The organism is Methylobacter sp., from assembly GCF_036845245.1.
Lineage (GTDB): Bacteria > Pseudomonadota > Gammaproteobacteria > Methylococcales > Methylomonadaceae > Methylobacter_A.
Genome location: NZ_DAIUEH010000012.1, coordinates 26041 through 42765 on the forward strand (window position 1 = coordinate 26041; position 16725 = coordinate 42765).

The window sequence follows — 16725 nt, forward strand, 5'->3', positions numbered from 1 at the left end:
CATAACTGTATAAAATAGGTAGCTACTCATTGAAAAGATGAAAGGCAGGCACAATATATTTGGCAGATAAGAAACCTGCCTGATGCTTAATGTGTAAGGCTCTCGTACTGTGTTTAGGATTAAACATCATCATGTCAGAACAGCTATGTTAGAAAAAAACGACACTAAAAATACCGCTCAACCAGCGTTAATGCGGTTGAAAAACTATATTAATCAGGAAATTATCGGACAGGATGTTCTGGTCGAGCGGATGCTGATCGGCCTGTTGGCCGATGGTCATATTCTGGTTGAAGGCGCTCCGGGTCTTGCCAAGACCCGAGCGATCAATGTGCTGAGCAAAGGCATACAAGGTGATTTTCACCGGGTACAGTTCACGCCTGATTTATTGCCCGCCGATTTGACCGGTACTGAAATTTATCGTCCCCAGCAGGGCACGTTTGAATTTCAAAAAGGGCCTTTGTTTCATAACCTGATACTGGCCGATGAAATCAACCGGTCACCGGCGAAAGTGCAAGCGGCGTTATTGGAAGCGATGGCTGAGCGGCAAATAACCGTAGGTCAGGCGACTTATCCTTTGCCGAAATTATTCATGGTCATGGCAACGCAAAACCCGATTGAGCAGGAAGGCACTTATCCGTTACCGGAAGCTCAGTTGGACCGTTTTTTGTTGCATGTAAAAATCGATTATCCGAAAGCGGAACATGAAAAAAGCATTTTGCATTTGGCCAGGACGGAAGCGCGTTCCGGTTCCGTCAAAAATACTGACCAGTACGAACCGATTGAGCAAAAGACTTTGTTTGCTGCGCGTAATGAAGTGCTGGATTTGCATATGGCGGAAAGCCTTGAAAACTATTTGCTGCAAATTGTTCTGGCGACCCGTAACCCGGCAGTTTACGGAGAGGATCTGGCCGGCTGGCTGCAATATGGCGCAAGTCCCCGAGCCAGCATAGCGCTGGATCGCTGTTCAAGGGCTAAAGCCTGGTTGGCGCAACGCGACTTTGTCAGCCCGGAAGACATCCAGGACATGGCTTTTGACGTATTGCGGCATCGCTTGATATTGTCTTACGAAGCCGAGGCGGAAGGCATTACCACCGATCATTTCATTAAAGAACTGATTGCCAGAGTTGCCGTACCTTGATGTTTTTTGCTAAGCAAGCTGATCAGGCTAAGGTCCCAGCCAGCGAACTGGTTTCGGTGTCGTTAAAGACGCTGGTCGATTTGGCGAGACCGGCGGCCGGATTAAACCTGAAACACGCAGCTATTCGCTCCGGGCAAAGCGGCGGTTATGTGTCCCGGTTTAAAGGCCGAGGAATGGAGTTTGAAGAAGCCAGAGGCTATCAGCCGGGCGATGACATACGCAGTATCGATTGGCGGGTTACCGCGCGTACCGGTGAAACGCATACCAAAGTGTTTCGCGAGGAACGAGAAAGACCGGTATTTATATCCGTGGATGACCGTCCCGCGATGCATTTTGCAACACGCGGTGTTTTTAAAGCGGTACTCGCGGCCAAACTTGCCGGATTGTTGGCATGGGCAGCCCAACATCATGGCGACAGAATTGGCGGGCAATTATTTACAGACACTGGCTGCCGTGAGTTAAAACCGCAAAACGGCAAACATGCGGTATTGCGGTTTTTAAATGCAATCAGTAGCCAAGATGATTTTAATCGCTCAGAGCAAGCGGCGATTACGCTGGAACATGTATTGGCGAGGCTTATGCACCATGCCCGGCCCGGCAGTCTGGTTTACATTATCAGCGATTTTCGCGGCATTACCGATCAGGTTGAAACGCATCTGGCAAAATTATCGCGGCATTGCGAGGTGGTGTTGATTTTTGTCTATGACCCGCTGGAAAGCCATTTGCCGGAAAAAGGCCGCTACCGTTTTACCGCCATGGATGGTGGGTATGCCGCAAGCCTGTCGGGAACAGGCGCGGCGACCGACGATAAACGCGACGTAGTTATCGATACCGGGGACCGGAAGCGATTATCGAAATATCACCAGCATTTTACCGAGCGGCTGCATCAGCTCGAGCAGATAGCCAAAAAAATGGGCTTGGCGTTTATTCAATGCAGTACGATAGATGACCCGATACAACGTTTAAGATAAATGAATCCAACTCTTCTTGATTTGAAAGACATTCACGAACCTGAAGCAATAGGCTGGTGGCCTCCGGCTATCGGTTGGTGGATATTGGCGGTATTCATCCCGTTACTGATTATTTTCCTGGTCTGGCTTTATAAAAGACTTACCCGTAAGACGGCAATTAAAACCGCCAACAAACTATTGACTCAAATCAAACAAGATCAAACGCGAGATAATCTTCAGAAATTATCCGATCTTTCGATATTGGTCAGGCGTGTAGCGATCAGCGTATCGCCAAGGGCAAAGACCGCCGGTTTAACCGGACGGCAATGGCTGGAATTTCTCGACCGTTCAATAAAAGGGTTGCCGTTCAGTCAAGGCGTCGGGCAGCTTCTGGCTGATGCGCCCTATCGAAAAACGCCGCCAACAGAGCAGGAACTTTCCCAATTAATCGACTTATGCGAAGACTGGCTTAAAGCCCAGGCAAAATCATGATTCACTTCGAATGGCCCTGGCTGTTGGCCGCCTTACCCTTGCCTTTAATAATACGCTGGCTGGTTCCTGCCAAGATGCCTATCGAACAGGCTGCATTAAAAGTCCCGTTTCTGGATGATTTTTCCGAGGGCGAAACCAGGGCAGTTTCCCAAACTCAACAATGGCCGGTACTGCTGGCGGCGATTGCTTGGTTGTTATTGATCATCGCCTGCACTCGGCCGCAATGGTTGGGTGACCCGATCGAGCAAGCGGTCAGTGGCCGGGATTTAATGCTGGCAGTCGATTTGTCCGGCAGTATGGAAGAGCAGGATTTTGTTGTTAACAAGCGGGCTGTCGACAGGCTGACCGCAGCTAAAAGGGTCGCGGCCGACTTTATCAACCGGCGTGTTGGCGATAGGGTGGGCTTGATCCTGTTCGGTACCCAAGCTTACTTGCAGACGCCGCTCACGTTCGACCGGAAAACGGTGATGACCTTATTGAATGAGTCGGTCATTGGTCTTGCCGGCGACAACACCGCGATAGGCGACGCGATTGGTCTGGCGGTCAAGCGTCTTAAAAACGAGCAGACCAACAGCCGGGTTTTAGTGCTGATGACGGATGGTGCCAATACCGCCGGTGAAATTTCACCGTTAAAGGCCGCCGAGTTGGCCGCAGCCAACCATTTGAAAATTTACACCATCGGCATAGGCGCGGATGAAATGATCGTTCGCAGTTTTTTTGGCAATCGCAAGGTTAATCCCTCCGCCGATCTGGATGAAAAAACCTTGATAAAGATTGCCGAAAGTACCGGCGGTCAATATTACCGGGCCAGAAATACCGACGAATTGAATAATATCTATATGAGACTGGACGAGCTTGAGCCGGTTGAAAAAGATAAACAATATTTCAGGCCCCGTAGCGAATTGTATTTTTGGCCGTTGTCGCTGGGATTGGGCCTGGCGGCGGTCATTGCGTTGTCCAAGGTACGTTTGTCATGAACATAGCCGAATTTCATTTTATCAGGCCGTACTGGTTGCTGGCGCTTATACCTTATCTGGTCATATTAATGTTAATGCTCAGAAATAAGTTAAGCCAGGGTAACTGGTCGGCGGTATGTGATGCTGCATTATTGCCGTATCTGTTACAGGAAAAGCCAGTCAATCAAAGTCGTTGGCAATTAACAGCGGGAGCCCTTGCCGCGATGCTGGTAATCATCGCATTGTCGGGGCCAACCTGGGAACGATTGCCGTCACCGGTATTTAGAAATGATTCGGCGCTGGTTATTGCGCTGGATTTATCCCGGTCGATGGATGCCGCCGATATTAAACCCAGCCGTCTGATCATGGCGCGCTACAAAATTGCCGACATTTTAAAACAGCGAAAAGACGGCCAAACCGCATTACTGGTTTATGCCGGCGACGCCTTTACCGTCACGCCGTTGACCGATGATACCGAAACCATAGACAGCCAGTTGTCGGCATTGAATACCGACATTATGCCCAGCCAGGGCAGCAATACCGAGATAGCGCTGGAAAAAGCCGTTGAATTATTTAAACAGGCGGGCCTGCAAAAAGGCCAGATATTGTTGGTCACCGATGGCGTTGATGTGGACAAAACCTTGGCCGCAGTCAAATTGCTGGATAAGTATCAACTGTCAATATTGGGCGTCGGAACAGATGACGGTGCGCCGATCGCGCTGCCTGAAGGCGGGTTTCTTAAAGATGAGAGAGGCAATATTGTGGTGCCCAAATTAAACTCCAGCGAGCTGATGAAGCTGGCGCAGGCGGGCAACGGCCTTTATCAAATCATAACGGCAAATGATGCCGATATTCAGACCTTGCTGGCAACCATAAATAAATCGGTTCAGCAGCAGAGCAAGCAAAACGAAAACTTATTATTGGACCAGTGGGCGGACAAAGGTCCCTGGTTATTGCTGCTGGTTTTGCCCTTGGCCGCGCTGACGTTCAGGAAAGGCTTGCTATGTTTCTTCTTCTTGCTGATTCTGCCGTTACCTAAAAACAGTTATGCGTTGGGTTGGCAGGACTTGTGGCAGACCAAAGACCAACAGGCGCTACAGGCTTATAAAAAACAGGATTTTGCCAAAGCGGCGGAGCAATTTGAAAATCCGGATTGGAAAGCGGCGGCTGATTACAAGGCGGGCGAGTATGACAAAGCGCTGGAAAATTTGAAAAACAGCAAGTCCGTTAGCAGTACTTACAACCAGGGCAATGCGTTGGCGAAAGCCGGCCAGTTGGAACAGGCTGTCAAAGCCTATGAAAAAGCATTGGCTATTAATCCTAACGATGCCGATGCCAAACATAACAAGGACGTCGTAGAAAAAGAACTGGAAAAGCAAAAACAGCAGAATCAGCAAAAGGACGATAAACAACAATCCAAAGAACAGTCCGAAAAAGATTCCCAACAAAACAAGGATAACGAACAATCGGAAAAATCCGGCGAACAAAAGTCGGATCAAAATAAATCCGAGGAAAAGCCCGAACAAAAACCGGAACAGAAGCAGTCGGACAAACAACAGTCCGAAGAAAATCAGCAACAGCAAAATAAAGCCGAGGAAAAAAAGCCGGAATCCGAAAAACCTCAACAAGCCGAGCAGAGCAAAGACGAAGAAAACAAGGAGCAAGCCAAAGAACAAACGCCTGCTAGCGCACAACCGTCGGATGAACAACAGCAAGCTAACGAACAATGGCTCAAAAGAATCCCCGACGATCCGGCTGGTTTGTTAAAACGTAAATTTAAATATCAATACGGGCAGCGCGGCCGTCAATCAATGGATAAAGCTGATGGTTGGTAAGTCAGCCGATAGTTTCATATCCGTATATTCTGAATTCCGGCCAGCCCTAAATAATGGGCTTGTGGCGTATGGGAATAATAAACATGACTAATAACCCAATCGCCATTTTCGGTGAAGCGCTGTTCGATCAATTCCCGGATGGCCAGCAAGTATTAGGCGGCGCGCCTTTTAACGTGGCTTGGCATCTTCAGGCTTTTAATCAGCACCCGTGCTTTATCAGCCGGGTAGGCCTTGATGCCTTAGGCGATAAAATCAGGCAGGCGATGCTGGCTTGGGGCATGGCTGTTGAAAATCTGCAAATCGATCCCGATCATTCTACCGGAACGGTGCAGGTCACTATTAATCATGGCGAGCCCTGCTATGAAATTCTAGCCGATCAGGCTTATGATTTTATTGACGCGCAGCAACTGGATAAAGACCGGCAGTATAGCGTTATTTATCACGGTACTTTGGCCTTGCGTAACAGCATCTCGGAATTAGCGCTGCTGGATTTAACCACGCATCAGCAGGGCAAGATTTTTATCGATGTCAATTTGAGAGAGCCCTGGTGGCGGAAAGAGACAGTCAACCACTGGGTCGGCAAGGCGTACTGGGCCAAGTTGAATCATGATGAGTTGATGTATTTGGCGCAACCACAAAACACAATGCACGATACGATGCGCTTGTTTCTGGCGCAATATGAGCTGGAGGCTTTAGTGGTCACTTGCGGCAGCCGGGGGGCGACGGCGATCAATCGCGCCGGGGAATTGATTGAAGTTGCGCCGACGGCTGATTTAGCGATAGTCGATACCGTGGGCGCCGGCGATGCATTTGCGGCGGTTCTGCTGCTGGGCATACAGCATGATTGGTCATTGCAACTGACTATGCAACGGGCGCAATCGTTTGCATCCGCTTTAGTGACTAAAAGGGGTGCTACCGTTCATGATTTGAATTTTTACCGGCCGTTTATAGACGCCTGGAATCTTGATTAATCTAAATGATGAAGTTATGAATATTATAAAAAAGCTGTTTTTTCTTCTGTTGCTGCTGAATTTTGTGCCCGGCAATGTCTTTGCCGCACAAATTGGCGTGTCGTTCGATCGCAACCCGGTTAGTTTGGATGAGTCCTTCCAGATCATTTTTACCGCTAATGAAACACCGGATAACGACCCGGATTTCAGCCCGCTGGAACAGGATTTCGAGATACTTGGCCAAAGCCAAAGCAGCAATTCGTCATGGATTAACGGACAGTCCAGCAAAACCATACAGTGGACGGTTAATGTCATGGCCAAACATGCCGGCAGCTTGGTTGTTCCGGCGGTGAGGTTTGGCGATGATGTTAGTCATCCTGCAAGCATTCTGGTGACTCAGGGAACGGCTAAAGCGGTTAATACCGATGATGACCTGTTTCTGGAGGTTGAGGCCAATCCCCAAAGCCCTTATGTGCAGTCTCAGGTGCTCTATACCGTGCGCTTATATAGACGAGTCGAAATCGCTCAAGCCAGCTTGAATGAACCTGAACTCAGTGATGCAGTGATTGAAAAGCTGGGTGATGATAATAATTACAATACCCAGATCGACGGGGTAAATTATTTGGTTACCGAGCGGAAGTATTCAATTTTTCCGCAAAAAAGCGGTTCTTTAACGATCAAACCTTTAATGTTAACAGCAGAGGTCGTGGCTAATACCCGCCCGAATTTTAATGGTTTTTTTAATTCGCAGATGACCAGAACCAAAAAGATTTCCTCCAAATCGGTGACGCTGGATGTAAAACCGGTTCCGGCAACTTTTACCGGGAAGCACTGGCTTTCAGCGGAACAACTCGTTTTAAAGGAAGAATGGTCGGGCGATAATCAACAAATGAAAGTCGGTGAACCGTTGACCCGAACCTTGACGCTATTGGCAAATGGTACGACAGTCGGCCAGCTGCCCGAATTAAATACCGGCAAAATTGATGACCGGCTGAAAACCTATCCTGACCAGCCGGTATTGCGAGAACAGAAAAAACCGGAAGGCCTGATTGCTTTCAGGGAAGAAAAAGTTGCGATAATCCCATCAAAAGCGGGCTTTTATAAATTACCGGCGATAGAGATTCCTTGGTTTAACAGCCAAAGCAAAAAAATGGAAGTAGCCAAAATTCCGGAAACCAGCATCACGGTGGTTGAGGCGGTAGGAGCAACAACACTGCCGGAGCCGGTTGCAGTTCCTGAAGCTCCACCAGCGGTGCCGCCGCAAAAAATTGAAACAACATCGGCCACCCAGCCGCAACAACAAAATATCTGGTTATGGGTTTCGATATTTTTGGCCTTAGGTTGGCTAATGACACTGGCGTATTTCCTGGTTAAGCGTCCTGCTAAAAAACCGGTTGCGGAAAAAAGTCAGCGGGAAACCCGTTTGGAAGATAGCGTAAAAAACCTGAAAAAAGCCTGCGCCGAGAATAACGCCGCGGCTGCCAAAGATGCGTTGCTGGCATGGGGGCAGCAGAAATATATCGCCGGGGATGGTGGCGTTTATCACGCAGGCCAGTCGGGAACCGGCACGAAGAATGTGTCGAGCTTGGGCGCTATTGCCGAATTAAGCGATGCAAGGTTAAGAGATGAAATTCTGCATTTGAACCAGGTTTTGTATGGTAAGGAACCCGAGCAGTGGCAGGGTAAAAAGCTGTTTCAGGCGTTTATTGAAAATAAAGCCAGAGAAAAAATAGCGGTTACGGATGATGATAAATTGGAACCGCTTTATCGTTTATAAAGGATGGCTCCGCGAAGACACGTTTATTTAGCCGGTAACGCCTTAAAATATTCCAGCGCCATAAACAACGCTGCAATCGAACGGGCTTCGGTACATTCCCCGGTAGCCAATAATTCATTGATTCGGCTTAATTTCCATGGAATAACTTCCAATTCTTCAGGTTCGTCGCCTTCCAGTTTTTCGGCATACAAATCCCGGGCGATCACAATCTCTGTCATGTGTTCCAGATAAGACGGTGCAATGGAAAAAGAGCTTAAGTGGTGTATGCTTCTGGCGCCAAAGCCGACTTCTTCTTTAAGCTCGCGGTTTGCGGCTTCCAGGAAGGATTCTCCGGCGTCGGTCTTGCCCTTGGGCAAGCCCAGTTCATAGCGATGCACACCGGCGGAATATTCCCTGACTAACAATACCGTTTCATCATCCAGCATGGGTACAATCAGAACGGCGCCGCCCGATTTACTCCGGGCCAGGCGTTCGTAGTTGCGCAGTTCGCCATTGCTGAATTCAATGTCCAGCGATTCAATGCGGAATAATCGACTGGTAGCGATAGTTGTTGTGTTAAGGATGGTTGGTTTTTCAGCCATTGTGTTATTTTATTAATTATGTTTTTTGCAAATATAACGCACTCTGATGATTGATTGGAAAAAAATTGATACCGTTTTGCTGGATATGGATGGAACTCTGCTGGATTTGAATTTTGATAATCATTTTTGGAAAGAGTTTGTCCCGCTTAAATTTGCCGAAAAACAGGGCTTGTCGATAGAGGCTGCAAAGTTGCAGTTGCAACCGCGCTTTAAAAGCATGGAAGGTAAACTGGAATGGTATTGCCTGGATTATTGGAGTGATGTTTTAGAGCTGGATATTGCGGGACTGAAAGCGGAAATTTCGGGGTTAATCTCGGTGTTGCCGCACGTTACTGAGTTTCTGGAAAAAGCTCATCGTTCACCCAAAAAAGTGTATTTAGTAACCAATGCGCATCGGCGTAGCTTGGGCCTTAAGATGGAAAAAACCTGTTTGCAGGAGTTTTTCGATGCCATTATCAGTTCCCATGATTTAGGGTTTCCGAAAGAACATGCTGACTTTTGGCGGTTGCTGCAGCAGCGCATACCGTTTGAAAAACAAACGACACTGTTGATCGATGATAGCTTGGCTGTATTGAGTTCAGCCAAGCAATTCGGTATTGCTCATTTAATTTCAGTGAGCAAACCAGACTCGCAGCTGCCTATAAAAGAAATAGCCGGTTATCCGGCTATTGAGGATTTTCGGGAGTTGATGGCTGGGCTTTAGGCTTCCAGCTTTTATCGTGATTCGGGCGTTTTCCCTGATATTCGGTTTTAATTTTTTCAGGTCTTTTTTCCGGTATTACAATTTCAGCTAAAAGGTCAGTTGTTATAGGCAGAACAGGAATTTTCTGTTCAATGAACTCTTCGATATCGGGCATCGAATAGGCATATTGTTCACAAATAAAACTGATCGCTACACCGCTGGCGCCAAAGCGTGCAGTTCGGCCTATCCGGTGCACATAATCTTCCACATCCTGCGGTAAGTCGTAATTGAATACATGCGAAACATCGGCAATATGCAGGCCGCGGGCGGCGACATCGGTCGCAATCAATAAGGTGATTTTGTTTTCCTGAAAATCGCTTAACAAGCGCTGGCGTTTATCCTGCGGCACATCACCGCTGAGTGCGGCGGTTTTATACCCGTTAGCGTTCAGCGTATCATCAAGACGTTCGGCGCAGCGTTTGGTGTTGACAAAAATAATGCTGCGCTGAGGTTGATGCTGATTCAATATACCGATCAACAAAGGAATCTTTTGCTCATTCGACGGACAAAATGCACTTTGCTGAATGGCCTTGGAGGTGACTTCTTCGGTTTCGATGCGGATCAAAACCGGGTTATTCATGTGTTCATAAGCCAGTTCGGTCACTTTATAGGATAAAGTCGCAGAAAACAGCATATTCAAGCGCTGCTCCGGCGGCGGCATGCGCCTTAATAAAAAACGGATATCTTTAATAAAACCCAAATCGAACATGCGGTCGGCTTCGTCCATCACCGTGACTTTCACGTTATCCAGAGTGAATGCATTTTGCCGATAAAAGTCGATGATGCGGCCGGGTGTGCCGATGATAATATCGACATTGGATTTTAAGCTGTCCAGCTGTTTTTGATAGTCGGTGCCGCCGTAAATGAGCGCCAGTTTAAGATTAAGATGCTTGCCCAGTTGCAAGGCATCCTTATGGATCTGAATGGCTAACTCACGGGTTGGAGCAAGAATAATGGCTCTGGGGTTCTTGATTTTTTTGTTTTTGGCCGCTGCATTTTCTGCTTGATCTTCAGCATCCATGCAATCGTCGGCATCATTAATCAGATGTTGAAAAGTGGCCAGTAAAAAAGTCGCGGTTTTGCCGGTTCCGGTTTGAGCCTGTCCGGCAATATCCTTGCCCCTTAACGATAAAGGTAAGGCCTTTCTTTGTATCGGGGTGCAGTGATCGAAGCAGGCATCTTTTAAGCTGCGCAAGATAGAATCAGATAATTCAAGATTGCTGAAGCGAGTTTCTGTTAAATGTGTATTGTTCATAAGCTATAGCATAACGTAAAAATCGAAACAGCTGAAATTGATTGACTACCAGCTTTATCCCTCCTATAGTTTTGGTTTTAAATTTTTGGAGAAATAGTGTGAGCGATTCAGTCCTTCATGTAAGCGATAGTGAGTTTAACGAAGCTGTTATTAAAGCTGCGGGTCCCGTCCTGGTTGACTATTGGGCTGAATGGTGCGGACCTTGCAAAATGATTGCACCGATTTTGGAAGATATTGCCAAAGAATATGCGGGCAAGTTGACCGTTGTAAAATTAAACATAGACGAAAATCCGGAAACTCCTCAGCACTATGGTGTACGCGGCATTCCAACCTTAATGTTGTTCAAGGATGGCGAAGTGGAAGCCACTAAAGTAGGCGCATTGTCAAAATCGCAACTTGCGGCCTTTCTTGATAGCAATCTTTAATAAACTCATGATCTCCTTGTGCAGATCTTACTCCTCGGCAACTGCTCCTGCGTTGCTCTACTTTCTGCATTGCGGACATGGATGTAGGTAGGGACGTGAAGCTTTTTTCACATCCCTGTGGGTTATTGAGGAAATGCACGTGGTTCGCGAGAGCATCATTGTTTAGATCCGGCTGAGCCCTGTCACAAAAGGTTGGACGGGGCTGAGTACTTGAGTTACACTTATGCGGTGCGATAATCATGCGCACCCAATCATATCGTCCGATAAACTACACCCCTGAATTATTCCTGTCCTAGTAGTTGCGGTTTAACACCGTATATACTTTTCCTTGAGTTATCTTTTATATGAATCTAACTGAGTTAAAACTAAAACAAATAAGTGAAGTTATTGAAATCGCCGAATCCCTCGGGCTTGAAAATGTAGCCAGATCGCGAAAGCAGGATTTGATTTTTGCCATCTTGAAAAAGCAGGCAAAAGCCGGTGACGATATATCAGGCGACGGCGTGCTGGAAATTTTGCAGGATGGTTTTGGTTTTTTACGTACACCGGGTTGTTCCTATTTAGCAGGTCCTGACGATATTTATGTTTCACCCAGTCAAATCAGACGATTTTCTTTAAAGACTGGTGACACGATTAGCGGAAAGATTAGACCCCCCAAAGATAACGAACGTTATTTCGCCATGCTCAAGGTTGACCAGATCAATTTCGAGCCTCCCGAAAATACCAAAAACAAAATCACTTTTTCAAATCTCACCCCGCTATTCGCTAAACAACGATTTGTCCTTGAACAGGGCAATGGCACCAGCGAAGATTTAACCGGCCGAATGATAGATTTAATAGCCCCTATCGGAAAAGGTCAACGTGGCTTGATTGTATCGCCGCCTAAAGCCGGTAAAACCATGATCCTGCAAAGTCTGGCGCAGGCGATTGCAGAACAGAATCCCGAGTGCTATCTCATTGTTTTATTAATAGATGAACGTCCCGAAGAAGTAACGGAAATGGAACGATGCGTTCGCGGCGAAGTCATTTCCAGTACTTTTGATGAACCGGCAACCCGGCACGTACAGGTTGCGGAAATGGTGATTGAAAAAGCACGTCGATTGGTCGAACATAAACACGATGTAGTCATTTTGTTAGACTCGATTACGCGTCTGGCCCGAGCTTATAACACTGTGGTACCTTCGTCGGGCAAGATATTAACTGGTGGTGTCGATGCGAATGCACTGGAAAAACCGAAACGGTTCTTCGGAGCGGCGCGGAATATAGAAGAAGGCGGAAGCTTAACTATTATCGCGACCGCGCTGGTCGATACCGGTTCAAGAATGGACGAGGTCATCTACGAGGAATTCAAAGGCACCGGCAACATGGAGTTGCACCTGGATCGCAAAATTGCCGAGAAAAGAATTTATCCGGCTATCAACATCAACCGTTCCGGCACCCGCCGGGAAGAGTACCTTGTCGATCCCGATACCCTGCAAAAAACCTGGATCTTGCGCAAGATTCTTCAGCCTATGGATGAAACCGCCGCTTCAGAATTCTTGATCGGTAAACTTAAAGATTTTAAGACGAACGCCGAGTTTTTTGAATCGATGAAGCGATAAGTTATCCAGCTAAAGTTTTTCAAGTATTTTGGAGTGTAAGCTCCGCTTGCTTAGCAAGCAGCAGCCAATACAGAAACAGACCGGGAAAGAATATAGATTTCTTGGTCAATGTTTAAGCCTGGTCAAGAGCGACACCGGCGTTCCGATCTTCGAGTTAGACCTTCCAGGTTTTAAAAACCTGGAAGGTCTGCATAATCGCTAAATGAGGAACGGCTGGAATAACAATGTCCATCAGCTGTGCTGGAATTTTATAGCGCCTTCTGCGCAACTTCCGGCAAAGTAGCATCCGCACCGCCTCCCAATGTCTTGTAAAACGCGATCAGATTTGTCGAAGCCTCCGCTTCGGACCGGGCCAGTTCTATTTCGGCGGCATACAGGGCGCGTTGGGCATCCAGCACATCAAGGAAGGAGATCACGCCTTCCCGATAGCGCAGTTCGGATAACCGCACCGACTCCCGCTGATCCTCGACCGACTTGCCCAATATCTGCCGTCTCACCTCTTCCTTAAGATAGCGCGTCAACGTGGTTTCGGTGTCGCGAAGAGCTTCGAGCACCGCTTTTTCATAAGCCAGATAGGCTTCGCTTTGCTTGGCTTTGGCCAAATCGATGCCGGCGCGGATGCGGCCGAAATTCAGCAGCGGCTGCATCAGGTTGGACGTCGTGCTGTAAGAAAAAGCCGCCGACTTGAACAGGCTTTCGATGTCGGTATTCCGCAGTCCCAAAAAGGCCGACAGAGATATTTTCGGGAATAACTCCGCAACGGCCGCGCCATGCATGGCTGTTGCAGCGGCAAGCCGGCGCTCGGCGATCAGCAGGTCGGGACGATGGCGAATCGTCGCTGCCGGGGACGCCAGTAATTCGCGACCCGGCGCTGTCGGCACCGCGCCCGACTCCTTCAGGTCGGCCGCCAGCGCGCCGGGCTGCTTGCCCACCAGCATTTCCAATTGTCGTAGCGCGGCGATCATCGACCAAATACTGTTGAATTTATGATCGAATGTACCCCAAACGGCATCGGATTCGCTACGGCTGTCAGGTGTGTTGGACGGCCCTAAATAACTGTTGCGGGGAATCGAAAAATTACCGGCTATCGTGCCGGTGGCCGGCAAGCCTTGGTATTCCGGCTGTTCCCATCTCGATATTTTGCCATGCACGGTGAAAGAGGTCGTATCGTTGTTGGTAAACGTTAAGGTCGGGTTGAGGTTATAGCGCTGTGTATTTATATTGTCCAGATAACTGCCGGCATTGGTGTACCCGCCGGTAAAGCGCGCCAGGATGTTTTTGGTCAACGGCTGGTTAATATCGAGATAGGGTTGATAATAATTGTTGGTGCCGATTCTAAAACCCAACTCGCGCGAGGCGACGGCTTGGGGTAGTTTGGATACGATATTGACCAAACCACCGACAGGCGAGCCGGAGCCGCCGCTGTAAAGTACGCCGTTGGAGCCTTTCAGGACTTCGAGCCGCTCGACATTAACGTTGCTTTCCCGATCGCCCGGACTGTAATATTGGGTAAAACCATCAAGCAGTTGTTCGGCTTTAAACCCGCGAATCAGTGTATCTTCATTGGCGGGCGTAAAGGCTGGAATATTAGGTACCACGCCGCTGACGTTGAGCAAGCTTTCGCTGATGGTGATATTTTGTTGATCGTCTATCAACGTCCGCTTGATGACCTGGATGGATTGCGGCGTTTCCATAATCGGTGTATCGGTCTTGGTGGCGGAGGCTGTCCGGGTAGCGATGTAAGACTTGGGATCGTCTTCTGTTTTACCGGTCACCGTCATGGGTTTTAACGTGACAGGACTTGTGCTTGCAGCCGGCTTAACCGTCACCGTGCCGTTTTCGGCGACGCTGTGGACCAGGCCGCTGCCGGCAAGCAATTTGCCTGCGGCTTCAGCGATCGTGTAATCGCCGCTCAAGCGCGGACTTTGTTTGCCGGCCGCAGTCTGTTCGGCATAAAGCATCGGTACGCCGGATTGCGCGGCGAGTGTCTGCAACGCCGAGCCCAACGCTTGCGCAGGAATGTCAAAGTGGTGCTTTTGTTGTTCCGCATAGGCCGTGCTTGTTATTGCCGCCAGAATAGTAGCGTTCAGCAGCTTCATCTTTACTGTCATTATCCGTTTCTCCTTTGTTGAATGGTTTCATTAGAGTAGACGCATGACTGTGGAAAATTCGTCAGGAATTTGAGTTTATTTTTTCCGGCTCAAGCTAAAGCCTGCTATTTGTTGCGGATTTCAGCACTATTTCATGGGTGTTGATGTGGTCTATGTGAACCGGCAGCAGCGTGGCGATAGCGTTAAGCGTGTCGTTCAGTTCGGCGGTATGGAATGTGCCGCTCACCCGCAGTTTGCCCAGGTTTTGATTCTGCAAGCGGATGCGGGTGTCATGGTAACGCCCGACTTCGGCAATCACATCGTCGAGGCGGCGGTTGCGGAACACCAGATTGCCTTGCCGCCAAGCGGTCAACGCTGCAATGTCCAGGCCTTGCAGCGCTTGGAATGCGCCACTGTTGTTAAAGGCAAGCTGCTGGCCTTCCGTCAGTTTGCGCGTTTCGAGGGTTTGCACTTCGACGATGCCTTCCTGTACCGCAACGATGACTTGTTCGGGTTTGATATAGACCTCAAACGCAGTGCCGATGTCGCGGATGCGGCCGTTGCCGACGCGTACTTCAAACGGCAGTTCGGCATTGTGAGCCACGGTAAAAAAAGCTTCGCCTTTAATCATCTCGACGCTGCGCCGCCAACGGTTAAAACGCACGCGCACTTCGCTGTCGGTATTCAATTCAATGCTGGAGCCGTCTGTTAGCGCGACGGTTTGGCGGCCGCCTTTTTCGGCAATATAAGTTTGCGGGATGCCTAGCCAGCCGTTCGGCGAAAAGGCGGTTAAGCCCAGCGCCAGCAACAGCGAAGCGGCGGCGCTATTGATCAATAAATGGCGAGGCGATTTTTTGCGGTATTGCAATGCCGCATTTCGTGCTGGAAAATCCATGGCTTTAAACGGCTCCATCCATTGCCAATGCGCCTGTACCGTCTCATAGGCTTGCCTGTGGATCGGACTTTCTTCCAGCCAGATTGTGAAGGCGCGGCGCTCCGCCTCCGTGCAATTTTCCGAACGGAGGCACAGCAGCCAATCGATAGCTTGTGTTTGCGCTGAATCGGGAGTGGTTTTCACACGGGTTGAGAGCCTTGTCGGTTTTGTTTAAGTCGATGTATTTTATCGTAATAATATAGACGTTCGACAGCTCAAATTTCGTCACAATTTTAAGCGTGCATGGCGCCAAGACGCAGGCTGATATGCTGCAGCGCATGTTTTACATAACGCTCTGAACTGCTCATGGAAATACCGAGACGAGAGGCGATTTCGGCATGCGCACAACCTTCGATACGATACAAGACAAAGGCGTGACGGTGCAGTTCCGGCAATTCGTCCAACCATTCGGTAAAGCGTTCAAGTGCTTGGTGAGCTTCCGAGTGGCGGTCCGGGGATAAGGGATCTTCAGCCAGCTTTTCAAAATCGGCCTGCGGCTCGGTATAGCGCTCGCGGGTTTTGCGTCGGCGGTGGTGATCCACGGCGATATTGGATGCGGTTGTAAACAGGAAAGCCCGTGGGTTAACGATGGTTTCGGGATTGGAGACTTGCGACAGGCGCAAAAACGATTCCTGCAAAATATCGTCAATATCCTGCTCTCTGGGCCAGCGTCCTCGAATAAAGGCGTTGACCTCGTGAGCGTGTTTCAGGAACAGGTCATGCAATAAGCTGTGTTTGGGCATCGGCTGTACGCGACAAGATTAAATGGAAGTACTGCCGGTACTAACGCAATATCCATGCCTGCTTAAATATCAGCCGGTTAATTCCGACGGCCGGGTAATCGCTCCATAATGAAAAGGCCTGACAAATCAATGCGCTATATTTTTTCAATAAAGCTGACTTAAAATGTAGCCAATTGAATTAGCAAGCTATTTAACGGAAGAATTCGCCTTTTTGAGGGTTATGCCGTAAAGAAGTGCGGCATATGCCGCACTTTTT

At 48.6% G+C, this 16725-nt stretch carries 15 protein-coding genes; 10 read left to right on the top strand and 5 right to left on the bottom strand.

Translation table 11 applies throughout. From position 1 onward, the window contains the following. The first annotated feature begins 145 nt into the window (after nucleotides 1-145). The 7 genes from V7051_RS07200 (at nucleotide 146) to V7051_RS07230 (ending at nucleotide 8098) form a co-directional block, all read left to right on the top strand. Nucleotides 146-1138, top strand: a complete 993-nt coding sequence (locus V7051_RS07200) for an AAA family ATPase (RefSeq protein WP_333874264.1) — start codon at nucleotides 146-148, stop codon at nucleotides 1136-1138. Continuing rightward, nucleotides 1138-2109: a DUF58 domain-containing protein gene (locus tag V7051_RS07205; protein WP_333874265.1), complete on the top strand. Its 972-nt coding sequence runs from the start codon at nucleotides 1138-1140 to the stop codon at nucleotides 2107-2109. Before V7051_RS07200 ends, V7051_RS07205 begins: the two co-directional genes overlap by 1 nt. Then, nucleotides 2110-2580 (top strand): DUF4381 domain-containing protein, encoded by a 471-nt coding sequence (locus V7051_RS07210; protein ID WP_333874266.1) that lies wholly within the window; start codon nucleotides 2110-2112, stop codon nucleotides 2578-2580. Next, the gene (locus V7051_RS07215; RefSeq protein ID WP_333874267.1) at nucleotides 2577-3557 is read left to right on the top strand and encodes a vWA domain-containing protein; all 981 of its coding nucleotides are present in this window, start codon (nucleotides 2577-2579) and stop codon (nucleotides 3555-3557) included. Before V7051_RS07210 ends, V7051_RS07215 begins: the two co-directional genes overlap by 4 nt. Continuing rightward, complete coding sequence (locus V7051_RS07220; protein ID WP_333874268.1) at nucleotides 3554-5371, top strand: VWA domain-containing protein; 1818 nt, start codon at nucleotides 3554-3556, stop codon at nucleotides 5369-5371. Before V7051_RS07215 ends, V7051_RS07220 begins: the two co-directional genes overlap by 4 nt. A gap of 83 nt (nucleotides 5372-5454) precedes the next feature. Further along, nucleotides 5455-6342 carry a carbohydrate kinase family protein gene (locus tag V7051_RS07225; protein ID WP_333874269.1) on the top strand — a complete coding sequence of 296 codons (888 nt, stop codon included), beginning with the start codon at nucleotides 5455-5457 and terminating at the stop codon, nucleotides 6340-6342. A 16-nt stretch (nucleotides 6343-6358) separates the two neighbouring features. Then, on the top strand, nucleotides 6359-8098 hold the full coding sequence (locus V7051_RS07230) for a BatD family protein (protein WP_333874270.1): 1740 nt from the start codon (nucleotides 6359-6361) through the stop codon (nucleotides 8096-8098). 23 nt (nucleotides 8099-8121) lie between these two features. On the opposite strand, the gene nudE is transcribed toward V7051_RS07230, so the two are convergent. Continuing rightward, the gene (nudE, locus tag V7051_RS07235) at nucleotides 8122-8679 is read right to left on the bottom strand and encodes an ADP compounds hydrolase NudE (protein ID WP_333874271.1); all 558 of its coding nucleotides are present in this window, start codon (nucleotides 8677-8679) and stop codon (nucleotides 8122-8124) included. Nucleotides 8680-8725: 46 nt separating this feature from the next. On the opposite strand from nudE, the gene yrfG reads away from it, so the two are divergent. Continuing rightward, on the top strand, nucleotides 8726-9382 hold the full coding sequence (gene yrfG / locus V7051_RS07240) for a GMP/IMP nucleotidase (protein WP_333874272.1): 657 nt from the start codon (nucleotides 8726-8728) through the stop codon (nucleotides 9380-9382). Here the strand turns inward: yrfG and V7051_RS07245 are convergent. Then, complete coding sequence (locus tag V7051_RS07245; RefSeq protein ID WP_333874273.1) at nucleotides 9345-10676, bottom strand: DEAD/DEAH box helicase; 1332 nt, start codon at nucleotides 10674-10676, stop codon at nucleotides 9345-9347. The genes yrfG and V7051_RS07245 overlap by 38 nt on opposite strands. A gap of 98 nt (nucleotides 10677-10774) precedes the next feature. Between V7051_RS07245 and trxA the strand changes: the two genes are divergently transcribed. After that, nucleotides 10775-11101, top strand: a complete 327-nt coding sequence (trxA, locus tag V7051_RS07250; RefSeq protein ID WP_333874274.1) for a thioredoxin TrxA — start codon at nucleotides 10775-10777, stop codon at nucleotides 11099-11101. A gap of 344 nt (nucleotides 11102-11445) precedes the next feature. Beyond that, on the top strand, nucleotides 11446-12702 hold the full coding sequence (gene rho, locus V7051_RS07255; RefSeq protein ID WP_333874275.1) for a transcription termination factor Rho: 1257 nt from the start codon (nucleotides 11446-11448) through the stop codon (nucleotides 12700-12702). A gap of 248 nt (nucleotides 12703-12950) precedes the next feature. Here the strand turns inward: rho and V7051_RS07260 are convergent, their stop codons facing one another. The 3 genes from V7051_RS07260 to V7051_RS07270 all read right to left on the bottom strand — a co-directional run bounded on the left by V7051_RS07260 (nucleotide 12951) and on the right by V7051_RS07270 (nucleotide 16469). Next, nucleotides 12951-14813 carry a TolC family protein gene (locus tag V7051_RS07260; RefSeq protein WP_333874276.1) on the bottom strand — a complete coding sequence of 621 codons (1863 nt, stop codon included), beginning with the start codon at nucleotides 14811-14813 and terminating at the stop codon, nucleotides 12951-12953. Nucleotides 14814-14907: 94 nt separating this feature from the next. Then, nucleotides 14908-15870 (bottom strand): FecR family protein, encoded by a 963-nt coding sequence (locus V7051_RS07265; protein WP_333874277.1) that lies wholly within the window; start codon nucleotides 15868-15870, stop codon nucleotides 14908-14910. Nucleotides 15871-15959: 89 nt separating this feature from the next. Further along, nucleotides 15960-16469, bottom strand: a complete 510-nt coding sequence (locus V7051_RS07270) for an RNA polymerase sigma factor (protein ID WP_333874278.1) — start codon at nucleotides 16467-16469, stop codon at nucleotides 15960-15962. Between the last annotated feature and the right edge of the window lie 256 nt (nucleotides 16470-16725).